Below are 16622 nucleotides of genomic sequence, written 5' to 3' on the forward strand. Positions count from 1 at the left end.
CGCATGGAAATTCAAATATTAAATGATCTGATCGTCGTTCTTGCCCTGTCCATTGCGGTGCTGTTCGTCTGCACTCAGATCGGGGTGCCGGTAATTATCGGCTTTGTCCTCACCGGCATCTTGTCCGGACCGCACGTTTTAGGGTTGGTCAAAGCAGTATCCGAAGTAGAAATTCTAGCCGAGATCGGGGTGATTTTATTACTGTTCGCTATTGGCGTGGAGTTTTCCTTTGCCAATCTGCTGCAAATCCGCAAATCGGTGCTGCTGGCCGGTCCCTTGCAGGTGGCGGCTACTGCCCTGGCCGGTCTGGCCCTAGCCCTGCAGATGGGCAAGTCCCTGGGCGAAGCCATTTTTATCGGCTTTTTATTATCCCTGAGCAGCACCGCCATTGTCCTCAAGATCTTCCAGGAACGGGCCGAAATCGATAGTCCGCACGGCCGCACCAGTCTGGGCATGTTGATTTTCCAGGACATCATCATCGTGCCGATGATGTTGTTAACCCCATTACTGGCCGGACAGACACAACATTTGAGTGCCGATCTGCTGACGCTGGGAGTGAAAAGCTTAGTCATCATCCTGTTGGTGATCGTCAGCGCCAAATTTATTGTTCCGCAAGTATTATACCAGATTGCCCGGACCCGCAGTCGGGAGCTTTTCCTCTTGGTGATAGTAGTGATTTGCTTTGCGGTAGCCTGGTTAACCGCCAACGCCGGCCTTTCTCTGGCCTTAGGGGCTTTTTTGGCCGGACTGATCATCTCCGAAACCGAATACAGCCATCAGGCCCTGGGCAATATTCTGCCGTTCCGCGACGTTTTTTCCAGTTTCTTTTTTATCTCCATTGGCATGCTCCTGGACGTTGGTTTTCTCCTCCAGCACCCAGGGCTGATCGCTTTGCTCACCATAGGGGCTTTAACCTTAAAATCGCTGGTTTCGGCCTTAACCGCCATTGTCCTGAGATTTCCCCTGCGGACCGCCATCTTAATCGGTCTGGCGCTTAGTCAGGTGGGAGAATTTTCTTTTATCTTATCCAAGGTCGGCATCCAGCAAGGTATTTTTTCCAGCGACACTTATCAACTTTTCCTGGATGTGGCCATCCTTACCATGGTGACCACCCCGGTCATTATGGCTTTCGCGCCACGGATTGCCGAATTACTCTTGCGGCTGCCCTGGCCCCCCAGGTTAAGGTCCGGTTCTTATTTTGTAAAAAAGGTCGGGGAGCCGGAAAAGAGAGACCATCTGATTATTATCGGTTTCGGCATCAATGGCCGAAATCTGGCCCGCGCCGCCAATGTGGGCGGGGTGCCCTATGTGATTATTGAAATGAACCCGGAAACCGTCAAAACTGAAAGAGCCCGGGGCGAACCGATCTATTTCGGCGATGCCACCCAGGAAGAAATACTCCGGTTGGCCAATATTAAAGAGGCCCGAATCGTAGTAGTGGCGATCAACGACCCGGCCGCCACCCGGCGCATCACCACAATCGCCCGCCAGCTCAATGCCAACGTGCATATCATCGTCCGGACCCGCTATATCCAAGAAGTCCAGCCGTTATATGAGCTAGGGGCCAATGAAGTGGTCCCCGAAGAATTTGAAACATCATTAGAAATCTTCGTGCTGGTGTTGAAGAAATATCTGGTGCCGCGCGAACAGATTGAAAAACTCATCACCGAGGTGCGGGCTAATGGTTATAAAGTCTTGCGCGGCTTTACCGATGACCTGGCCGCTTTTGTCAATCTAAAACATTATCTGCATGATTATGAAATTAATACCGTCAGCCTGGAGGAGAGGTCACCTTTGGCGGGAAAATCGTTGGCGCAGGTGGAATTGCGCAAGAAATATGGCATTACTGTGCTGGCGGTGCGACGCGATGGCCAGATGCTGGCCAATCCCGAGCCGGACATGGAGCTGGAGGGCAATGATCTGTTGATCATCTTGGGCTCCCCGCGTGATATTGCCCACTATAATTATTTATTTAAAAATCCGGACGGAAAAGTGGAAAATTAATATTATGAACCCATTCCTAGCCATGCTGAGTGTGATTCTGGGTCTGAAACGCACCTGTCCCCAATGCCACCGGGATCAGATTGTGCCCGCCCGGGATAGACCTAAAGCAGTGAAATGTAAATTTTGCGGAGCCGCCATCCCACCACGCCGGTCTTAAGGTTACTCTATTGAGTTTTTACCATCTGGAGAGGGAAGGATCAAATTGGGGAGCAGAGCATAAGCACCGAGATAAAAAAAATGGAGCCAGGAAAACCTGACTTGGGAGAGGGGGGCCGTCGGTCCCCCGGCCCTCCTTCCAAATTAACTGGGATAGGGGCGGGGTAACCCGCCCCTACGCAAGCGGGACGGGTCTGTTCCTTTGATTAATAAATAAAGAATAAGATTATGAAAAATGTGATGATCATTGCCGGTTCAGATCCCAGTGCCGGGGCCGGGGTGCAGCAGGACCTGAAGGTGGCCACCCTATTGGGCGCCTATGGCCTGACCGTGGTGACCGCCCTTACCGTGCAGAACACCATGGGGCTGCAGGCCATGCATCCGGTGGCGGCCTTGGTGGTCGCCGACCAACTGGAGGCAGTCCTGGGAGATATTCGGGTGGACGCGGTAAAAATCGGGATGCTGGCTAATGAGGATATTGTCCGGGTGGTCGCCGCCAAACTGCGGGAAGCAGAGGTACCCATCGTTATCTTAGACCCGGTGCTGGCAGCCACTGACGGCAGCCCCTTGCTGGCACCGGTCGGGGTAGAGGTCCTCAAAGAGGAATTGCTGCCTTTGGCCACCCTGGTCACCCCCAATTTGGCCGAAGCCGCCAGCCTTACCGGGCTCGAGGTCCATGATGTGGCCGGGATGGAGGCCGCGGCCCAAGCTTTGCACCAACAGGGTGCCCAATGGGTGCTGGTCACCGGCGGGCATTTGCCGGGGGAGCCGGTGGATGTCCTCTTTGATGGGGTTAATTGTTACCGCTTACCGGGCGTGCGTCAGTCCCAAACGCATACCCATGGCAGTGGCTGCGCCCTCGCCACGGCTTTGGCCACTATGCTGGCCCAAGGACTGGCCTTGCCGGAGGCGGTAAATCAGGCCCGTGAGCTGGTGGCGCAGGCCATTATCTATGGACTGTCTTTGGGGCGGGGCCGGGGGCCGGTCAATCCCTACGCGCCCTTTGCCCGGGAGTTGGACCGTTATCGCGTGCTGCAGCAACTGGCGGCCGCGGCCTCGTGGCTCCAGGCCGGGGGCATCGAAACCCTGATTCCCGAGGTCCAGAGCAATTTAGGTTACGCCACGCTTTTCGCTGCAGGCCCTTCAGATGTCGCCGCCTTTCCAGGACGCATCCTAAAAGGCCCCCAGGGACTGATCATTCCCCGCGCGCCTGAGTTCGGGGCCTCCCGTCATATTGCTGCGGTGATCCTGACCGCGCTCCGCACCCATCCCCAGCTCCGGGCCGCCATGAATATCCGTTTTTTTGAAGAAGTGGAGCGGCTAGCGCCGTTGCTCCATTTTAAGGTGGCCAGCTTTGACCGGTCCCACGAACCGCCTGATATTAAAGCCAAAGAAGGCAGTACCCTGGCCTGGGGGGTGGCCTCGGTACTGAAGCCGGGGGAACCGGCCGCAGATCTCATTTATGACCGAGGCGAGTGGGGCAAGGAACCGATGATTCGGGTCTTAGGTCCAGATCCAATCAGCGTCGCCGAAAAGGTCCTTGCCCTCAACCAGGCTCTGCAGGCCGCGGGGATGGCCGGTTAAAGCCAGTAAATTAGACCTGCAATATGCCCTTCACCTTTTCAGCGACTTAACGAAGATCGGCTTCGTGGGGCCGGCCGCGAATATCGCCTAGTCGCCCTCTGATTGACATCTCTTTATACTTGTCGGGATGATATTCGCCTACTAGGTACCACTCCCCTACGATATCAAAACCGAGGTGCTCAAATAATTGCCCCATGTACTTGACCGCCGGGATGGCTTCGTTGATGCCGGTGTGACAACCGCCGTAGGTACAATAGACCACCACTTTCTTCCCGGCCCGACGCGGGGCCGCGGGTTTGATCTCCCCCTGTTCGGCGTAGCCGCGGCGGAGTTTGGTAAACAGATCGATCAGCGGCTGTCCGGGCAGCCATTCATAGACTCCCGAGCCCACTAAGATAAAATCATAAGCCAGCACATCCAAATCCATGTCCTTGGTGATTTTTGCTGTTTCCACCTGGTGCCCGGCTTGTTGGAGGGTATCTGTTATGGTCTGGGCCACTTTGGCGGTGTTGCCGGTAGCTGAAAAAAAGAGATTGAGAATCTTCATGAGGTACTCCCTGGTTTTAAGTCTTGAGGTCATTAATTATTTGGAAAGCTGGTCGATCTGGGCCATCAGGGTCTGGGTCAGCTCTCGGGCCTGGGCCGGGCCGGGAGCGTAAACAGGAGGGCCAAGCTGCACCCGGACCCGATAACCGGGCGGTTGGGGCTGATAAGCGATACCCACCGGCAGGAAGGGTAATGGCGAGAGGCCGTCGCGGTTCTGCAATCTTAGCAGCAGTTGGATCAGCCGGTGTTTGCCCGGTCCCACCCGGCCCTTGATATAGGTACCTTCCGGGAATAGCACTAGGTATTGCCGCTGATGGAGAAGATATTCCAGATAGCGGAACGAGGAGAGTGTGGCCTGAGGTCGGGTGCGATCCAGCGGCACTCCGCCCAGGGCCAACATCAGTCGCCGCAGCCCGGGATGTCGGAACAACTCTACTTTGGCGATATAGTAAAGCGGTGAGGAAAAGGCCAGTCCCACAACGGGAATGTCTTCCCAGCGCTGGTGTTTGGGGCACAAGATGGCCGGCCCGGTGGGAAGCCAGTGTTGCTGGCCAGTGATTTCGAGACGATAGAATCGCCCAAAGGTAAAATCAGCCAGCTGGCGGCTCAGGTTGTAGAAAGGGGTCGAAAGCTGATTCAGCAAAGGCAAACTTATTACTCCGGTCCGGTGGTGCCTTCTCGGTGTCTCAGTGGTTAAAATTTTGCCCGATCAAGACCCAAATCAGCAACCCCGAGTACTGCCAACTCTCTCAGCCAGTTGGGAATCCGTCAGGGAGTAATCCCCAGTTCTTTTTCCTTCTTGGCGATCTCTAGCTTGGTCTTGACCACAGTGTCAGGGGTGAGGCTGATGGAATCAATGCCGCATTCCACCAGGAAGGTAGCGAATTCCGGGTAATCGCTAGGGGCCTGACCGCAGATGCCGATTTTACGGTCGTATTTGTGGGCCATTTCAATAACCTGGGCCACCATGCGTTTGACTGCCGGATGCCGTTCATCAAACAGGTGGCTGATCAGATCGGAATCCCGATCTAACCCTAGCACCAGCTGGGTGAGGTCATTAGAGCCGATGGAGAAGCCATCAAAGACCTGGGCAAATTCCTCGGCCAGGATGACATTACTGGGAATCTCGCACATGACATAGATTTCCAGATTATTTTCGCCCTGTACCAGGCCATATTCACGCATCACCTCAATAACCCGGCGACCCTCTTCCGGGGTCCGACAGAAAGGCACCATTACTTTAATATTGGTGAGCCCCATATCTTCCCGAGCCCGGAGAAAGGCCTGGCACTCCAGACCGAAGGCAGGTTTATATTTTTCATCATAGTAACGCGAGGCGCCGCGCCAGCCGATCATCGGGTTGCTTTCTTCCGGTTCGAACAAATAGCCCCCGATCAGATTGGCATATTCATTGGTTTTGAAATCCGACAAGCGAACAATGACATCATTGGGATAAAAGGCCGCGCCGATGCGACCGATTCCCTGGGAGAGGCGATCGATGAAAAACTCTGCCTTGTCTTCGTACATTTTGGTCCGTTCATCGATCTTGGCAATTTCTTGGGCTAGCCGGGTATCGTTTTCGGCCTGTTCTTTCAATCGATTATAGTGGATCAGAGCTAGCGGATGAATACCGATATGGGAGTTGATGATGAATTCTAGCCTGGCCAGACCGACCCCGTCGTTGGGGATTTGCCCGTCCATGAAGGCCTTCTCGGGAATACCGACATTCATCATGATCTTGGTCCGGGTAGGAGGCAGAGCTTTTAAATCCAGACGTTCGACCTCGTAAGGCAACAAGCCCTCATAAACATAGCCGGTTTCGCCTTCGGAGCAGGATACCGTAATTTCCGCCCCTTCCGCAATAACCCGGGAACCGTTGTCAGTGCCGATCACACAAGGAATGCCTAACTCGCGCGAAACAATGGCAGCATGGCAGGTGCGGCCGCCCCGGTTGGTGACAATGGCCGCCGCTATTTTCATGATCGGTTCCCAATCCGGGTCGGTCATATCGGTAACCAGGACTTCGCCTTTGCGAAACTGGGCGATATGGGCGGCGGTTTCGATAATGTGGGCTTTACCCTGGCCTATCTTGGAACCAACAGCCTGGCCTGAAGTGATTATCGGGCCGCGTTCTTTTAAGGCATAGGTTTCCAGGACACTAAAATCCCGTTGGGCATGCACGGTCTCCGGGCGGGCCTGGACAATAAAGAGCTGTCCCGAGCCGACTAATTTGCCGTCCCCATCTTTGGCCCACTCAATGTCCATCGGCCGGTAGACCCCGGTCTGCTGAGTATAGTGGTCTTCAATGATACAGGCCCAGCGGGCCAAAGTAAGAATTTCATCATCTGTCAGGACATAGCGGTTGCGTTCTTCCTCGGTAGTGGCAATGGTGCGCACCGGCCGGGTCTCATCCGTGGTATAGACCATTTTAATGTTGTGGTCTCCCAACTTTTTACTGACAATGGCCCGCTTACCCATTTTGAGGGTTGGTTTGAAAACATAAAATTCATCCGGGGTGACCTGCCCCTGAACTACGGTTTCGCCCAAACCATAGCTGCCGGTAATATAGACGGTATCTTTAAACCCGGTTTCGGTATCAATGGAGAATATCACCCCCGAGCAGGCGGAGTCGGAGCGGACCATCTTTTGCACGGCGACTGAGAGAGCCACGTCAAACTGATCAAAACTCTTATCGTGACGGTAACTGATGGCTCGGTTGGTAAACAGCGAAGCAAAGCATTTCTTCACCGCCTGGATTAAGGAGACCTTGCCCCGCACATTGAGAAACGTTTCTTGCTGGCCCGCGAAAGAAGCATCCGGTAAATCCTCCGCGGTAGCCGAGGACCGCACGGCCACATCCACATCCGCTCCGGACTGGCCGTAAAGGTCTTCCAACTCCTCGTAAGCCTTACCGATCTCGGCGACCAAAGCCGAAGGTAAGTTGGCGGCTAAAATCACGTCCCGCACCCGCTTACCCCGGCGGATGAGATCGTTCATGTCGCTGGTATCCAGACCGTCCAGAATCTGGCGGATGCTCTTCTCAATACCCGCGGTTTTCAGAAAGTAACGATAGGCCTCGGCGGTAATGGCAAAACCATTGGGCACCAGGATATTTTTGGCCGACAGGTTTTTGATCATCTCGCCCAAGGAGGCATTTTTCCCTCCGACCAGCGGTACGTCATTGATACCGATCTCATCAAACCAGAGAATAAATTTTTCTTCCTTTACCACCATGAAGGCCTCCCTCCCGATACCAGCTGTAATCGCCGAGATTATTTAACAGTAACTTCAAAATTATCATAAACTGATTTATAGTGTCAATAAATTACCCCTGTGGGTGCACCATGATCTATTTAGATAACAACGCCACCACGCCCATCGCCCCGGAAGTGACGGCGGGGCTTAAAAAGTATATCACAGAATTCGGCAATCCCAGCAGTGCCTATGCCCTCGGCCAACGGGCCCGGGGTGCTGTAGAACAGGCTCGCCAGCAGGTGGCCAACCTGTTAGGTTGCCAGCCCCAGGAACTGGTCTTTTTAAGCTGTGCCAGCGAAGCCAACAATACCGTGCTCAAAGGGGTGGCGCACCATTTGGCTGCTCGGGGCAACCATCTGATCACCACCCAGATTGAGCATCCCGCGGTATTGAACCCTTGCCTGTTTTTACTGGAGCAGGGTTTTGAAGTTACCTTTGTGCCAGTAGACAGCCGGGGGCTGGTGGATCCGGATGACATCCGCCGGGCCTTGACCGCCCGGACCATTCTAATCAGTGTGATGCATGCCAATAACGAAACCGGTGCCATTCAGCCGCTGGCCGAGATCAGCGCGGTGGCCCGCGAGGCCGGAGTCTGGTGCCACACCGACGCGGCCCAAAGCGTCGGCAAGATTCCCGTCCGCGTCGATGACCTGGGGGTCGATTTTCTTACCCTGGCGGGCCACAAATTTTATGCCCCCAAAGGCATCGGTGCTTTGTATATCCGAACCGGTTGCCACTTCACTCCCTTGATTCACGGTGGCGGCCAGGAGGGCGGGCGGCGTTCGGGCACGGAGAATGTCATCTTTGCCGTGGCCTTGGGAATTGCCGCTGAGTTGGTTCAAACTCGCCTGGGTCAGGATCAGACCCACCTCAAGCATCTGCGGGACCGACTCCATCAGCGACTGCAGGAGGAGTTCCCCAAACTGGTGCTGAACGGGCCGGGGACGGAACGGCTGCCCAACACCCTCAATGTCTCATTTCCAGGGTTAAATGGAGCCGAGATCCTGTCCGGCCTGTCGGAACTGGCGGCTTCCACCGGGGCCGCCTGCCATGGCCCGGAAGTCAAACTGTCGCATGTCTTGGCTGCCATGGGGGTCAGCCCGGAAGTCGGCCGGGGGGCGCTGCGCCTCAGCGTCGGCCGCTACACCACTGAATCCGAGGTGGACCAGGCCGCGATGATGATTGGGCAAAGGGTGCGGGATATTTAAAAGTATAGTCATTAACCCCCTCTCCCTATAGGGAGAGGGGGTTAATGACATCACTCAGTAGAGGATTAACGTGCGCAGCTGCTACAGCTGGTGGCGGTGCAGCCGGCACAGGAACCGCCGCTCGTGGAGGTAGAGGTAAATTTGAAGCCGACCTTGGCGGCGCAGGCGCTCATCAGTTTTTCGACATCAGTCAGATGGCATTCAGGACATTCGACGGCGGGGTCATTACCAAACACCAGTTGCTCAAAGACCTTGCCACAGTTACGGCAGCGATATTCAAAGATAGGCATTTTTTATTGGTTCTCCTTTGATTTATGAGATCAGATTCAATTAATTGACCATGCTTAATTTCATCCAACTTTATCAACTTTTATTATAATACCGGCTTGCACCTGTTTCAAGCTGTGGATCCCACCAAACATCCGGCCGACCCGATTAACGGCGCTAGCCGGGCGGATTTCCCCCGGTCCGCTGATCGGCGTGGGGCCAAAAAACAGGCACAAGGCCCGGCCCTGGGGCCAGTATCCCAGATCGCCCCTTTCCACCAGCTCGACCGCAGTATCATCCAGCTCCGCCATTACCGGTATGGCGAAATAGATTTCCTCCCCCCAAGTCAGGGCAGTGCCTTGCAGGGGCAGGACGCTGGCAATGGCCTGGGCCGTGGGGGAGTCGTTTAACTCGCCATTCAGTTGGAGTTCTCCAGCAGTGATGCTGATCTTTTGGGGCATGTCAGTCTCCCCACTCCTCCACTACCAAAGCGGCCAGCAATGGAAACATGATCTCATGGTGTCCGGTCAGGGCATAACCTTTGCCGTGCGCTTGGGTGGGCCGGCGGACCACGTTGATCAGCGGCCGGTAATGCTGGATAAAGTCGAGGTTGGCGGTGGTCAGCGGCTCCACCAGGTGGCCCAGGTTGCGGGCCAGGGACAGAGCCTTGAGAAAGACCTCCGGCAGCACCACCGCCGACCCCAGATTGAGGTATAGTCCTCCTGACAGGCGGCTGACCAGAGCTGCGAACAGGCGGAAATCCCGGTGACTGGCGGCTCCTACCGCGGCCCCGTCAACTGAGGGATGCATATGAATGATATCGGTTCCCAGGGCCACATGCACGGTTACCGGCACCTCGATTTCGGCGGCACAGGCCAGCACGCTGAGATGGTTGAAGGGCCAGCCGGCCTCCAGCAGCCTCTGGCCCACGGCCTCTCCCAGACCCAGGCCCTGGGCCGCGCCCCAGTTAATGGCGGCGTTGAGGAAGTTGGCGGTCTCTTCGGCCATGCCAAAGCGGCCGGTCCCCAATTCCTGCCCGACATCTTCAGAGGTGCGGCCCACCATGGCGATTTCCGCATCGTGAATAATGCCGGCGCCATTGAGGGCCAGCCCCGACAGAAGATTGCGGTGCATCAGATCAATGACCACCGGGCTTAAACCCACCTTGAGGACGTGGGCGCCGAAGCCTAATAGCACCAGGTTATCCTGGCGACGGGCCTGCACCCAGCTAGCGGCTAACTCCCGGAGTTCTTGGGCGGCCAGAAGGTGCGGCAGTTTTTCAATAAAATCCTTAAATGATTGACCCCGGCTCCAGGGCTGGCCGAAGTCCTGCTGACTGACCTTGGAGGGCCGCTCTTTCAGACTGTAAGTCTCAATGCCTTCCAGAGATAGAGGAGATATTTTTTCCGCCACTTTTATCCTGCCGCACAATGATTAGGAAACATTAATTGATCCACCAGTTCGCACAGCACGTGGCCGATGGTGAGATGCACCTCCTGGATGCGGGGGGTATCATTAGAATGCACTATCAGGGCCACATCGGCCAGGGGGGCCAGGGGGCCACCGTCCCGGCCGGTAACCGCAATGGTCTTCAAGCCCTGTTGCCGGGCTACTTCCAAGGCGGCCACGACATTAGGGGAGAAGCCACTGGTGCTGATCCCCCAGGCTACGTCTCCGGGCTGGCCCAGGGCCATGATCTGTTTGACAAAAATGTCGTTGAAATGGTAATCGTTGCCGATGCTGGTCAGGATCGAGCTATCGGTAGTCAGCGCCAGGGCGGCCAGTGGGGGGCGTTCAATCCGAAAGCGGTTGACAAATTCGGCCGCCAGATGCTGGGCATCGGCAGCGCTGCCCCCATTGCCAAAAATCAGGATTTTATGCCCTGCCTGCAAGGCGGCAGCCAACAACTGAGCAGCCTCGACCACCAGATGGGCCTGTTCTTCGACAAAGCGGGTTTTCAACCGCACCGAGTCGGCGAAAAACTCTTTAACTCGGGCCTCCAGTAACATAATTTTATCCTACTCAATTAAGCTTTGTGATCATGCCATCAGCCTGGCAAGATCTGGAGAGGACTACAAACCTTAGTCGAGCCTTGTCTATGATCAGATCAAGATTTTTTACCATACCTGTTTTCCGGCCAACGGTCAACAATCTAATCGTTTTTGCAGAGATTTCCAGTTGCCCGCGGCCCCGCTTCCGACTTGCCATTACCGGTTTGACAATTCCTTTATTGATTGATAAAACCTCAAACGGAGATAATCAGGCTTTTGCAAGGTGGTTCAGGAGGCTGACAATGGGAAAAAAGATTGTCATTATCGGAGCGGTGGCCGCTGGACCCAAGGCTGCTTGCCGGGCCAAGCGCCTCGATCCTGAGGCTCAAGTAATCATGGTAGACCAGGCCGAACTGATTTCTTACGGCGGCTGTGGCCTGCCTTATTATATTTCCGGAGATGTATCGGATATAAAAGAGTTGATGTCCACCAGTTTTCATCTGGTGCGGGATGCCAGATTTTTCGCGGGATGCAAGGGGGTTGAGGTCCGCACCCGGACCCGGGCCCTGGCCATTGACCGGGCCCAGAAAACGGTGTGTCTCCAGAATTTGGCCTCAGAGGAAACTTATCATCAGGACTACGATCAGTTGGTGTTGGCCACCGGCAGTTTCCCGGTGCGTTTACCTATTGCTGGAGCAGACTTAGCTGGGGTGTTCACCGTGGCCAATCCCAGGGATGGAGAGGCCATCCGGGAGCCGGTATCCCGGGGGGAAGTCGAGCGGGTGGTGATCATCGGCGGCGGCGCCATCGGGCTGGAACTGGCCGAGGCCTTCACCGAACTCTGGGGTCTGGAGACCGCAGTAGTGGAACTTCAGGAGCACCTGTTGCCGGGCCTGATCGATTCGCCCCTGGCCCGGATGGTCCAAAACCACATCGAGTCTCAGGGAGTAAAAGTATATTGTGGCGAGCAGGTTCAACGTCTGGAGGCCGACAACGGCCGGGTGGCCCGGGTGGTGACCTCGGAGCGTACACTGCCGGCGGACCTAGTAGTGATGGCGGTGGGAGTCCGGCCAAATTCCCGGCTGGCCCAGGAAGCCGGGTTGCTGGTCGGCCCGACCGGCGGCATTGTAGTCAATCAACGCCTTCAGACTTCCGATCCCTGCATCTATGCCGGTGGGGATTGCATTGAAAATTACCATTTGCTTACCGGTAAAAGGGTTCACTATCCTTCCGGGTCGATTGCCAACCGCCAAGGACGGGTGATTGGCACCAACCTGAACGGCGGTCACGAAATTTTTGAGGGGGTGGTGGGCACCTATATCATGAAGCTATTTGAGCTCAGCGTCGGCTGCACCGGCCTGACCCTGGGGGTGGCCCGGAGCGAAGGTTTTGACGCCTTCGAGACCCTGGTTTCGCAGGCCGACCGGGCCCATTTCTACCCCGGCCAGGAGTTGATGTATCTGCAGTTGGTGGTTGATCGCCCCACCCAGCGGATTTTAGGGCTGCAGGCAGTGGGTCCCATGGGACAAGGGGTAAAAGCCCGGATCGACGCGGTGGCGGCCATGTTGAAGTTCAGGCCGACCCTGGATGATCTGTCCAACCTGGAGCTCGCCTATGCCCCACCCTTTGCCGCGGCCATGGATATCTTAAATGCCGCTGCCAATACCGCCAAAAACATCCTGGCCGGTAAAAACCATCCGCTAAAAATGGATGACTTCCTGTCAATCTGGAAAAATCGGTCAGAGGCCGGGGTGACTTTCCTGGATATCCGGGAACCGGATAATGCTAATCCTCTGGTAGAAAAGTGGGGGCCGCAGTGGGTCAATATCCCCCAGGGACAGTTGCGGGATCGCCTGGCCGAGGTGCCCCGGGATCAAAAATTGATTCTGATCTGTAATGCGGGGATGCGCTCTTATGAATCTCAGATTATTCTGGACCATGCCGGGATTACGGGTAGTGAGAATCTGCAGGGGGGTATGGCAGCCCTGAAAAAGGCCGGGATCGATCTGCTGGCCGAGGAATGATTATTTACAGTTGTTAGTTCTTAGTTTTAGTTGTTTGTTTTAATAAATGCTGGGGGCTGATAATACCAGGTTTAGTTTCGGGTGGCCCCGGAATCAAAACTAATCTGTGGATATTGTTAATATTTATTAGGAAGAAACCGAAAACCGAATACTATCTTTGTCCTGGCAACTTTCCTCAGGCGGATTAGCCGTCTCCAGGCCGGAACCAGCCGGGCTGGGCTAGGCGACGGTTATTCACTTGCCAGGTCGGATAACACCGCCAGATATCAGAAAAGTCAGTTTTTGTTTCAAGTTTAGTGCCTGGGCATATACAATATTAACTCAAAACTTATAACTCACAACACGAAACTATGCAGAGGATTCCCATGGATGATCGGGAAGACCAGCAAAAACCCCGGTTAGGCTGGACCGTCCGCCTCAAAGCCTGGTTCAGCAAATTATTCAGTGGTAAGGAATATCACTTTTACGGTTATCTCCCCAGTCGCCCCGGAATCTTGTTGCGATTTACCCTGGACCCGTTTTTCAGCCGGGTAAAGCTTAATCAACGGCAGGTGGAGCGGCTTCGCGAGTTGGGCCAACGGGGCGCGGTGGTTTATGCTTTAAAATATCGCAGTCATCTGGATTTCCTTTTTTTTAACCGGCGTTATCGGCAAACTGGAGCCCCCCACCCCGAAGTGGCTTTCAACCTCAACCTGTGGATCTGGCAGCCGCTTTCTCACCTTATTCAGATTATCTCGGCAGCCCTCAATTATTTTACTAAACGCCATGCCTGGCCTAATCCCTATCGGGATGGTTACTACAAATGGATTTTGGAACAACGGATGTCGGCGCTTTTGTTCTTAGTAGACCAAGTCGGCTTTCGGCAGCGGTTTTTTAAACCCAAGGAAGATCCTCTGCGTCATCTTCTGGAACTTCAGCAAGAGCTGTCCTTTCCGATCTTCCTGATTCCCCAGATGATATTATACGGCCGCGAACCGAGCCGCGAATCCAAGGGACTGATGCAACTATTTTTTGGCGACAGTGAGAATCCGGGCAAGCTCCGTAAACTGGGTCTTTTTTTCCTGCGGGCCCGAAAAGCGGTAGTCGAGGTGGCCGACCCGATAAATCTTCAGGACGTCCTGGCCTTGCCGGCCAACCAGGTTCTGCCTCTCAGCGAGATTGCCCAGGGTATCCGTCGGCAATTGATCGACCGCATCGATCGGAAACGGCGGGTAATCACCGGTCCGGTGATCAGGTCATCCGAGGAGTTAATGGAACTCACGCTGACCGACTCGTGTCTGAACAAATTTATGGAACATATGGCCGAAGTAGAGAACAAGAAGCTCTCCAAAATAAAGAAGACCGCCCGGAGTTATTTTCGCGAGATTGCTTCTGATTACAACCTTTTTTACATCCATCTGATGGATCGTCTGCTTACCTGGGTCTGGCAAAACATCTTTGACGGTATCTCCCTGGATCAGGAAAGCTTGGAAAAGATTCGCGAAATTTCTCAGCATGGCACCTTGGTCTATGTCCCCTGTCACAAAAGTCATGCTGATTATTTGATTCTCAACCATCTGCTCTATCAGAACAATATTCACCCCCCCCGCACTGCCGCGGGGAAAAATCTGGCTTTCTGGCCCATGGGGACCATTTTCCGGAAATCCGGGGCCTTTTTTATTCGGCGCCGCTTCCACGGCGCTAAGCTCTACGCCAAAGTCTTCAGCACTTATCTCAAGACCTTGGTCAAAGAAGGCTACAATCTGGAATTCTTTATTGAGGGGGGGCGCAGCCGCACCGGCAAATTAGTCTTGCCGCAGTTGGGATTGTTGAACATGATCCTCCAGACTGCCCAGGAGGGGGCTACCCAGGACCTGATTTTTCTTCCCACCTTCATCGGTTATGACCAGGTCATCGAAGAGAAGGCCTATCTTAAGGAGCTGAGCGGCTCTCAGAAAAAAACCGAATCGGTTCGCCAACTGTTGGGTATGGGTAAATTGCTCAAAAAACGCTATGGCCGGGTCTACATCCAATTCAGCGACCCCCTCTCCTTCAAAGACTATCTGGCCCAGCGCCAGTTGTGCGACCGGATGCTCACCGATGACGAACGCCGGGCCATCAGTCAGGACCTGGCCTTTACCATTATCCAGTCCATCAATCGCATCTCCGTGGTTACCCCCTTCTCCCTGGTCTGTGCGGCGTTGCTGACTTATCCCCGCAAAGGAGTCTATCGTCGCGAACTGCTTCGGATTATTGAGGTTTTCCATGATTATTTGGTTGATCAAGACATTCCCCTGGCTGAGACCCTGACCAATCTCCCCCAGGCCGTCGAAGATACCCTGGCTTTGTGCGAATCTCGCAAGCTGATTACGCCTATTGAAAAAGAGGAGGAATTGGCTGACGAATTGGGGCTGGGAGGCTATAGCATCGACGAAAGCAAACGGCCGCTGTTAGAGTATTATAAGAATAATATCATTCATTTTTTCCTGCCAGCCTCTCTGGTGGCCATGTCCATTCTGGCTACCCAGGGATTTGAGTTTACCCGTGATCAAATTATCGAGGATTACTGCTTCTTGATGGACTTTTTCAAATATGAATTTGTCTACGACGGTGGTAGTCCGGAGGCCAATGTCGACCGCATGCTGGCCTATTTTTCCCAGCGGGGGGTAATTGCCAGCATCCCCCGGGAAAGCTCGCCCTACACCCTGTCCGCTCCCGGCCTCAAGGAACTGGCCTATTTTGCCAATCTGCTGCATAACTATCTGGAATCGTATTGGATCGTATTGCGGTCGATCAAATATCTCAAAAAACGGCCCCGCAACGAACGCGAGTTCTTGAAGCGCATCCATTCCATCGGCAACAAATTGAGTAAGGTCGGCGAAGTCGAACGGGCAGAGGCCCTGTCTGATGTTAATTTCCGTAACTCTCTGAAACTTTTCGGGGAAAAAGGGGTCATCCTCAAAAAGGCCCGGGAAGGCAAGAAGCTGCCAACATTCAGCCGCCCGGAGGACGAGGACGCCAAAGAATACTACGGCCGCCAACTGGCCCGGTTCTTAAAGCGTTGAACCTGGCCCGGATAGTGGATTTGAGGCGACTGGGGCTTTATGGCTTGACCGGGGTGATTAACCACGTCCAGACCCAGATTAAAAAATCCTCCAAACTTTTTTCTTTACCTGACTACCGATATCGTTTATTATTAAATTGATTAAGAAAATGGTTCCGATGGGCTAGATCTGAGTAGTCCTTTGGATCTGGAAACAGGCAAACGTAATCAGGCTGATTTTTTCCGGTGGGAGTAATGGTCGTATGAATAAGTCGCAACTCATCGAGGGACTGGCAAAAGCCGAGGGGCTGACCCTTAAAAAGGCCGAGATGGTGGTCAATACCCTGTTTGAAAATATGACCGAAGCTCTGGTAGAAAACGAACGCATTGAAATCCGCGGCTTCGGCAGTTTTAAAGTCAAGAGCTACGAGGGCTATCAAGGCCGCAATCCCAAAACCGGTGAGATCATCGAAGTAGGTGAAAAGAAACTACCTTTCTTCAAGGTGGGCAAAGAACTGAAAGAACGGGTTGACAGCCCGGATAAGTAACCGGTAGTGGTTAAAGT

The 16622-nt window shown here is 54.3% G+C and carries 14 protein-coding genes; 7 read left to right on the top strand and 7 right to left on the bottom strand.

Annotated features, from left to right (window positions below; genetic code table 11):
* The first annotated feature begins 3 nt into the window (after positions 1–3).
* The 3 genes from JRG72_00875 to thiD all read left to right on the top strand — a co-directional run bounded on the left by JRG72_00875 (position 4) and on the right by thiD (position 3744).
* Positions 4–2004: a cation:proton antiporter gene (locus tag JRG72_00875; GenBank protein MBW2133774.1), complete on the top strand. Its 2001-nt coding sequence runs from the start codon at positions 4–6 to the stop codon at positions 2002–2004.
* A 4-nt stretch (positions 2005–2008) separates the two neighbouring features.
* Positions 2009–2161: a hypothetical protein gene (locus tag JRG72_00880; protein ID MBW2133775.1), complete on the top strand. Its 153-nt coding sequence runs from the start codon at positions 2009–2011 to the stop codon at positions 2159–2161.
* Positions 2162–2388: 227 nt separating this feature from the next.
* Positions 2389–3744, top strand: a complete 1356-nt coding sequence (thiD, locus tag JRG72_00885; protein ID MBW2133776.1) for a bifunctional hydroxymethylpyrimidine kinase/phosphomethylpyrimidine kinase — start codon at positions 2389–2391, stop codon at positions 3742–3744.
* A gap of 46 nt (positions 3745–3790) precedes the next feature.
* Here the strand turns inward: thiD and JRG72_00890 are convergent, their stop codons facing one another.
* From JRG72_00890 to ppsA, 3 genes are all read right to left on the bottom strand, one after another.
* A complete protein-coding gene (locus tag JRG72_00890) occupies positions 3791–4291 on the bottom strand; it encodes a flavodoxin (protein MBW2133777.1) in 501 nt (166 codons plus the stop codon).
* Positions 4292–4327: 36 nt separating this feature from the next.
* The gene (locus JRG72_00895) at positions 4328–4939 is read right to left on the bottom strand and encodes a 1-acyl-sn-glycerol-3-phosphate acyltransferase (protein ID MBW2133778.1); all 612 of its coding nucleotides are present in this window, start codon (positions 4937–4939) and stop codon (positions 4328–4330) included.
* Between the two features lie 119 nt (positions 4940–5058).
* Positions 5059–7524 carry a phosphoenolpyruvate synthase gene (ppsA, locus tag JRG72_00900; protein ID MBW2133779.1) on the bottom strand — a complete coding sequence of 822 codons (2466 nt, stop codon included), beginning with the start codon at positions 7522–7524 and terminating at the stop codon, positions 5059–5061.
* Positions 7525–7634: 110 nt separating this feature from the next.
* Between ppsA and JRG72_00905 the strand changes: the two genes are divergently transcribed.
* Entirely contained in the window at positions 7635–8753 is a 1119-nt protein-coding gene (locus tag JRG72_00905) for a cysteine desulfurase (GenBank protein ID MBW2133780.1), read from the top strand.
* A 65-nt stretch (positions 8754–8818) separates the two neighbouring features.
* Here the strand turns inward: JRG72_00905 and JRG72_00910 are convergent, their stop codons facing one another.
* Genes JRG72_00910 through JRG72_00925 form a run of 4 tightly spaced genes read right to left on the bottom strand, consistent with a single transcriptional unit; the run spans position 8819 to position 11029 of the window.
* Entirely contained in the window at positions 8819–9043 is a 225-nt protein-coding gene (locus tag JRG72_00910; GenBank protein ID MBW2133781.1) for a zinc ribbon domain-containing protein, read from the bottom strand.
* Between the two features lie 60 nt (positions 9044–9103).
* Positions 9104–9481, bottom strand: coding sequence for a hypothetical protein (locus JRG72_00915; GenBank protein MBW2133782.1), 378 nt, complete (start codon positions 9479–9481; stop codon positions 9104–9106).
* Between the two features lies 1 nt (position 9482).
* Positions 9483–10439, bottom strand: a complete 957-nt coding sequence (locus tag JRG72_00920; GenBank protein ID MBW2133783.1) for a hypothetical protein — start codon at positions 10437–10439, stop codon at positions 9483–9485.
* Complete coding sequence (locus tag JRG72_00925) at positions 10436–11029, bottom strand: D-sedoheptulose 7-phosphate isomerase (protein ID MBW2133784.1); 594 nt, start codon at positions 11027–11029, stop codon at positions 10436–10438. Before JRG72_00925 ends, JRG72_00920 begins: the two co-directional genes overlap by 4 nt.
* 284 nt (positions 11030–11313) lie before the next feature.
* On the opposite strand from JRG72_00925, the gene JRG72_00930 reads away from it, so the two are divergent.
* The 3 genes from JRG72_00930 (at position 11314) to JRG72_00940 (ending at position 16605) form a co-directional block, all read left to right on the top strand.
* Positions 11314–13035, top strand: coding sequence for an FAD-dependent oxidoreductase (locus JRG72_00930; GenBank protein ID MBW2133785.1), 1722 nt, complete (start codon positions 11314–11316; stop codon positions 13033–13035).
* Between the two features lie 365 nt (positions 13036–13400).
* Entirely contained in the window at positions 13401–16079 is a 2679-nt protein-coding gene (locus JRG72_00935) for a 1-acyl-sn-glycerol-3-phosphate acyltransferase (protein ID MBW2133786.1), read from the top strand.
* 241 nt (positions 16080–16320) lie between these two features.
* Complete coding sequence (locus tag JRG72_00940) at positions 16321–16605, top strand: integration host factor subunit beta (GenBank protein ID MBW2133787.1); 285 nt, start codon at positions 16321–16323, stop codon at positions 16603–16605.
* Positions 16606–16622 lie beyond the last annotated feature (17 nt).

It is taken from the genome of Deltaproteobacteria bacterium, from assembly GCA_019309545.1.
Taxonomy (GTDB): Bacteria; Desulfobacterota; Desulfobaccia; order Desulfobaccales; family Desulfobaccaceae; genus Desulfobacca_B.

Excerpts from the sequence above, each read along its gene's own strand:
- JRG72_00940 (MBW2133787.1), top strand. The coding sequence starts at position 16,321 with ATGAATAAGTCGCAACTCATCGAGGGACTGGCAAAAGCCGAGGGGCTG.
- JRG72_00905 (MBW2133780.1), top strand. The coding sequence starts at position 7,635 with ATGATCTATTTAGATAACAACGCCACCACGCCCATCGCCCCGGAAGTG.
- JRG72_00925 (MBW2133784.1), bottom strand. The coding sequence starts at position 11,029 with ATGTTACTGGAGGCCCGAGTTAAAGAGTTTTTCGCCGACTCGGTGCGG.
- thiD (MBW2133776.1), top strand. The coding sequence starts at position 2,389 with ATGAAAAATGTGATGATCATTGCCGGTTCAGATCCCAGTGCCGGGGCC.
- JRG72_00935 (MBW2133786.1), top strand. The coding sequence starts at position 13,401 with ATGGATGATCGGGAAGACCAGCAAAAACCCCGGTTAGGCTGGACCGTC.
- JRG72_00910 (MBW2133781.1), bottom strand. The coding sequence starts at position 9,043 with ATGCCTATCTTTGAATATCGCTGCCGTAACTGTGGCAAGGTCTTTGAG.
- JRG72_00875 (MBW2133774.1), top strand. The coding sequence starts at position 4 with ATGGAAATTCAAATATTAAATGATCTGATCGTCGTTCTTGCCCTGTCC.
- JRG72_00915 (MBW2133782.1), bottom strand. The coding sequence starts at position 9,481 with ATGCCCCAAAAGATCAGCATCACTGCTGGAGAACTCCAACTGAATGGC.
- JRG72_00930 (MBW2133785.1), top strand. The coding sequence starts at position 11,314 with ATGGGAAAAAAGATTGTCATTATCGGAGCGGTGGCCGCTGGACCCAAG.
- JRG72_00890 (MBW2133777.1), bottom strand. The coding sequence starts at position 4,291 with ATGAAGATTCTCAATCTCTTTTTTTCAGCTACCGGCAACACCGCCAAA.
- JRG72_00880 (MBW2133775.1), top strand. The coding sequence starts at position 2,009 with ATGAACCCATTCCTAGCCATGCTGAGTGTGATTCTGGGTCTGAAACGC.
- ppsA (MBW2133779.1), bottom strand. The coding sequence starts at position 7,524 with ATGGTGGTAAAGGAAGAAAAATTTATTCTCTGGTTTGATGAGATCGGT.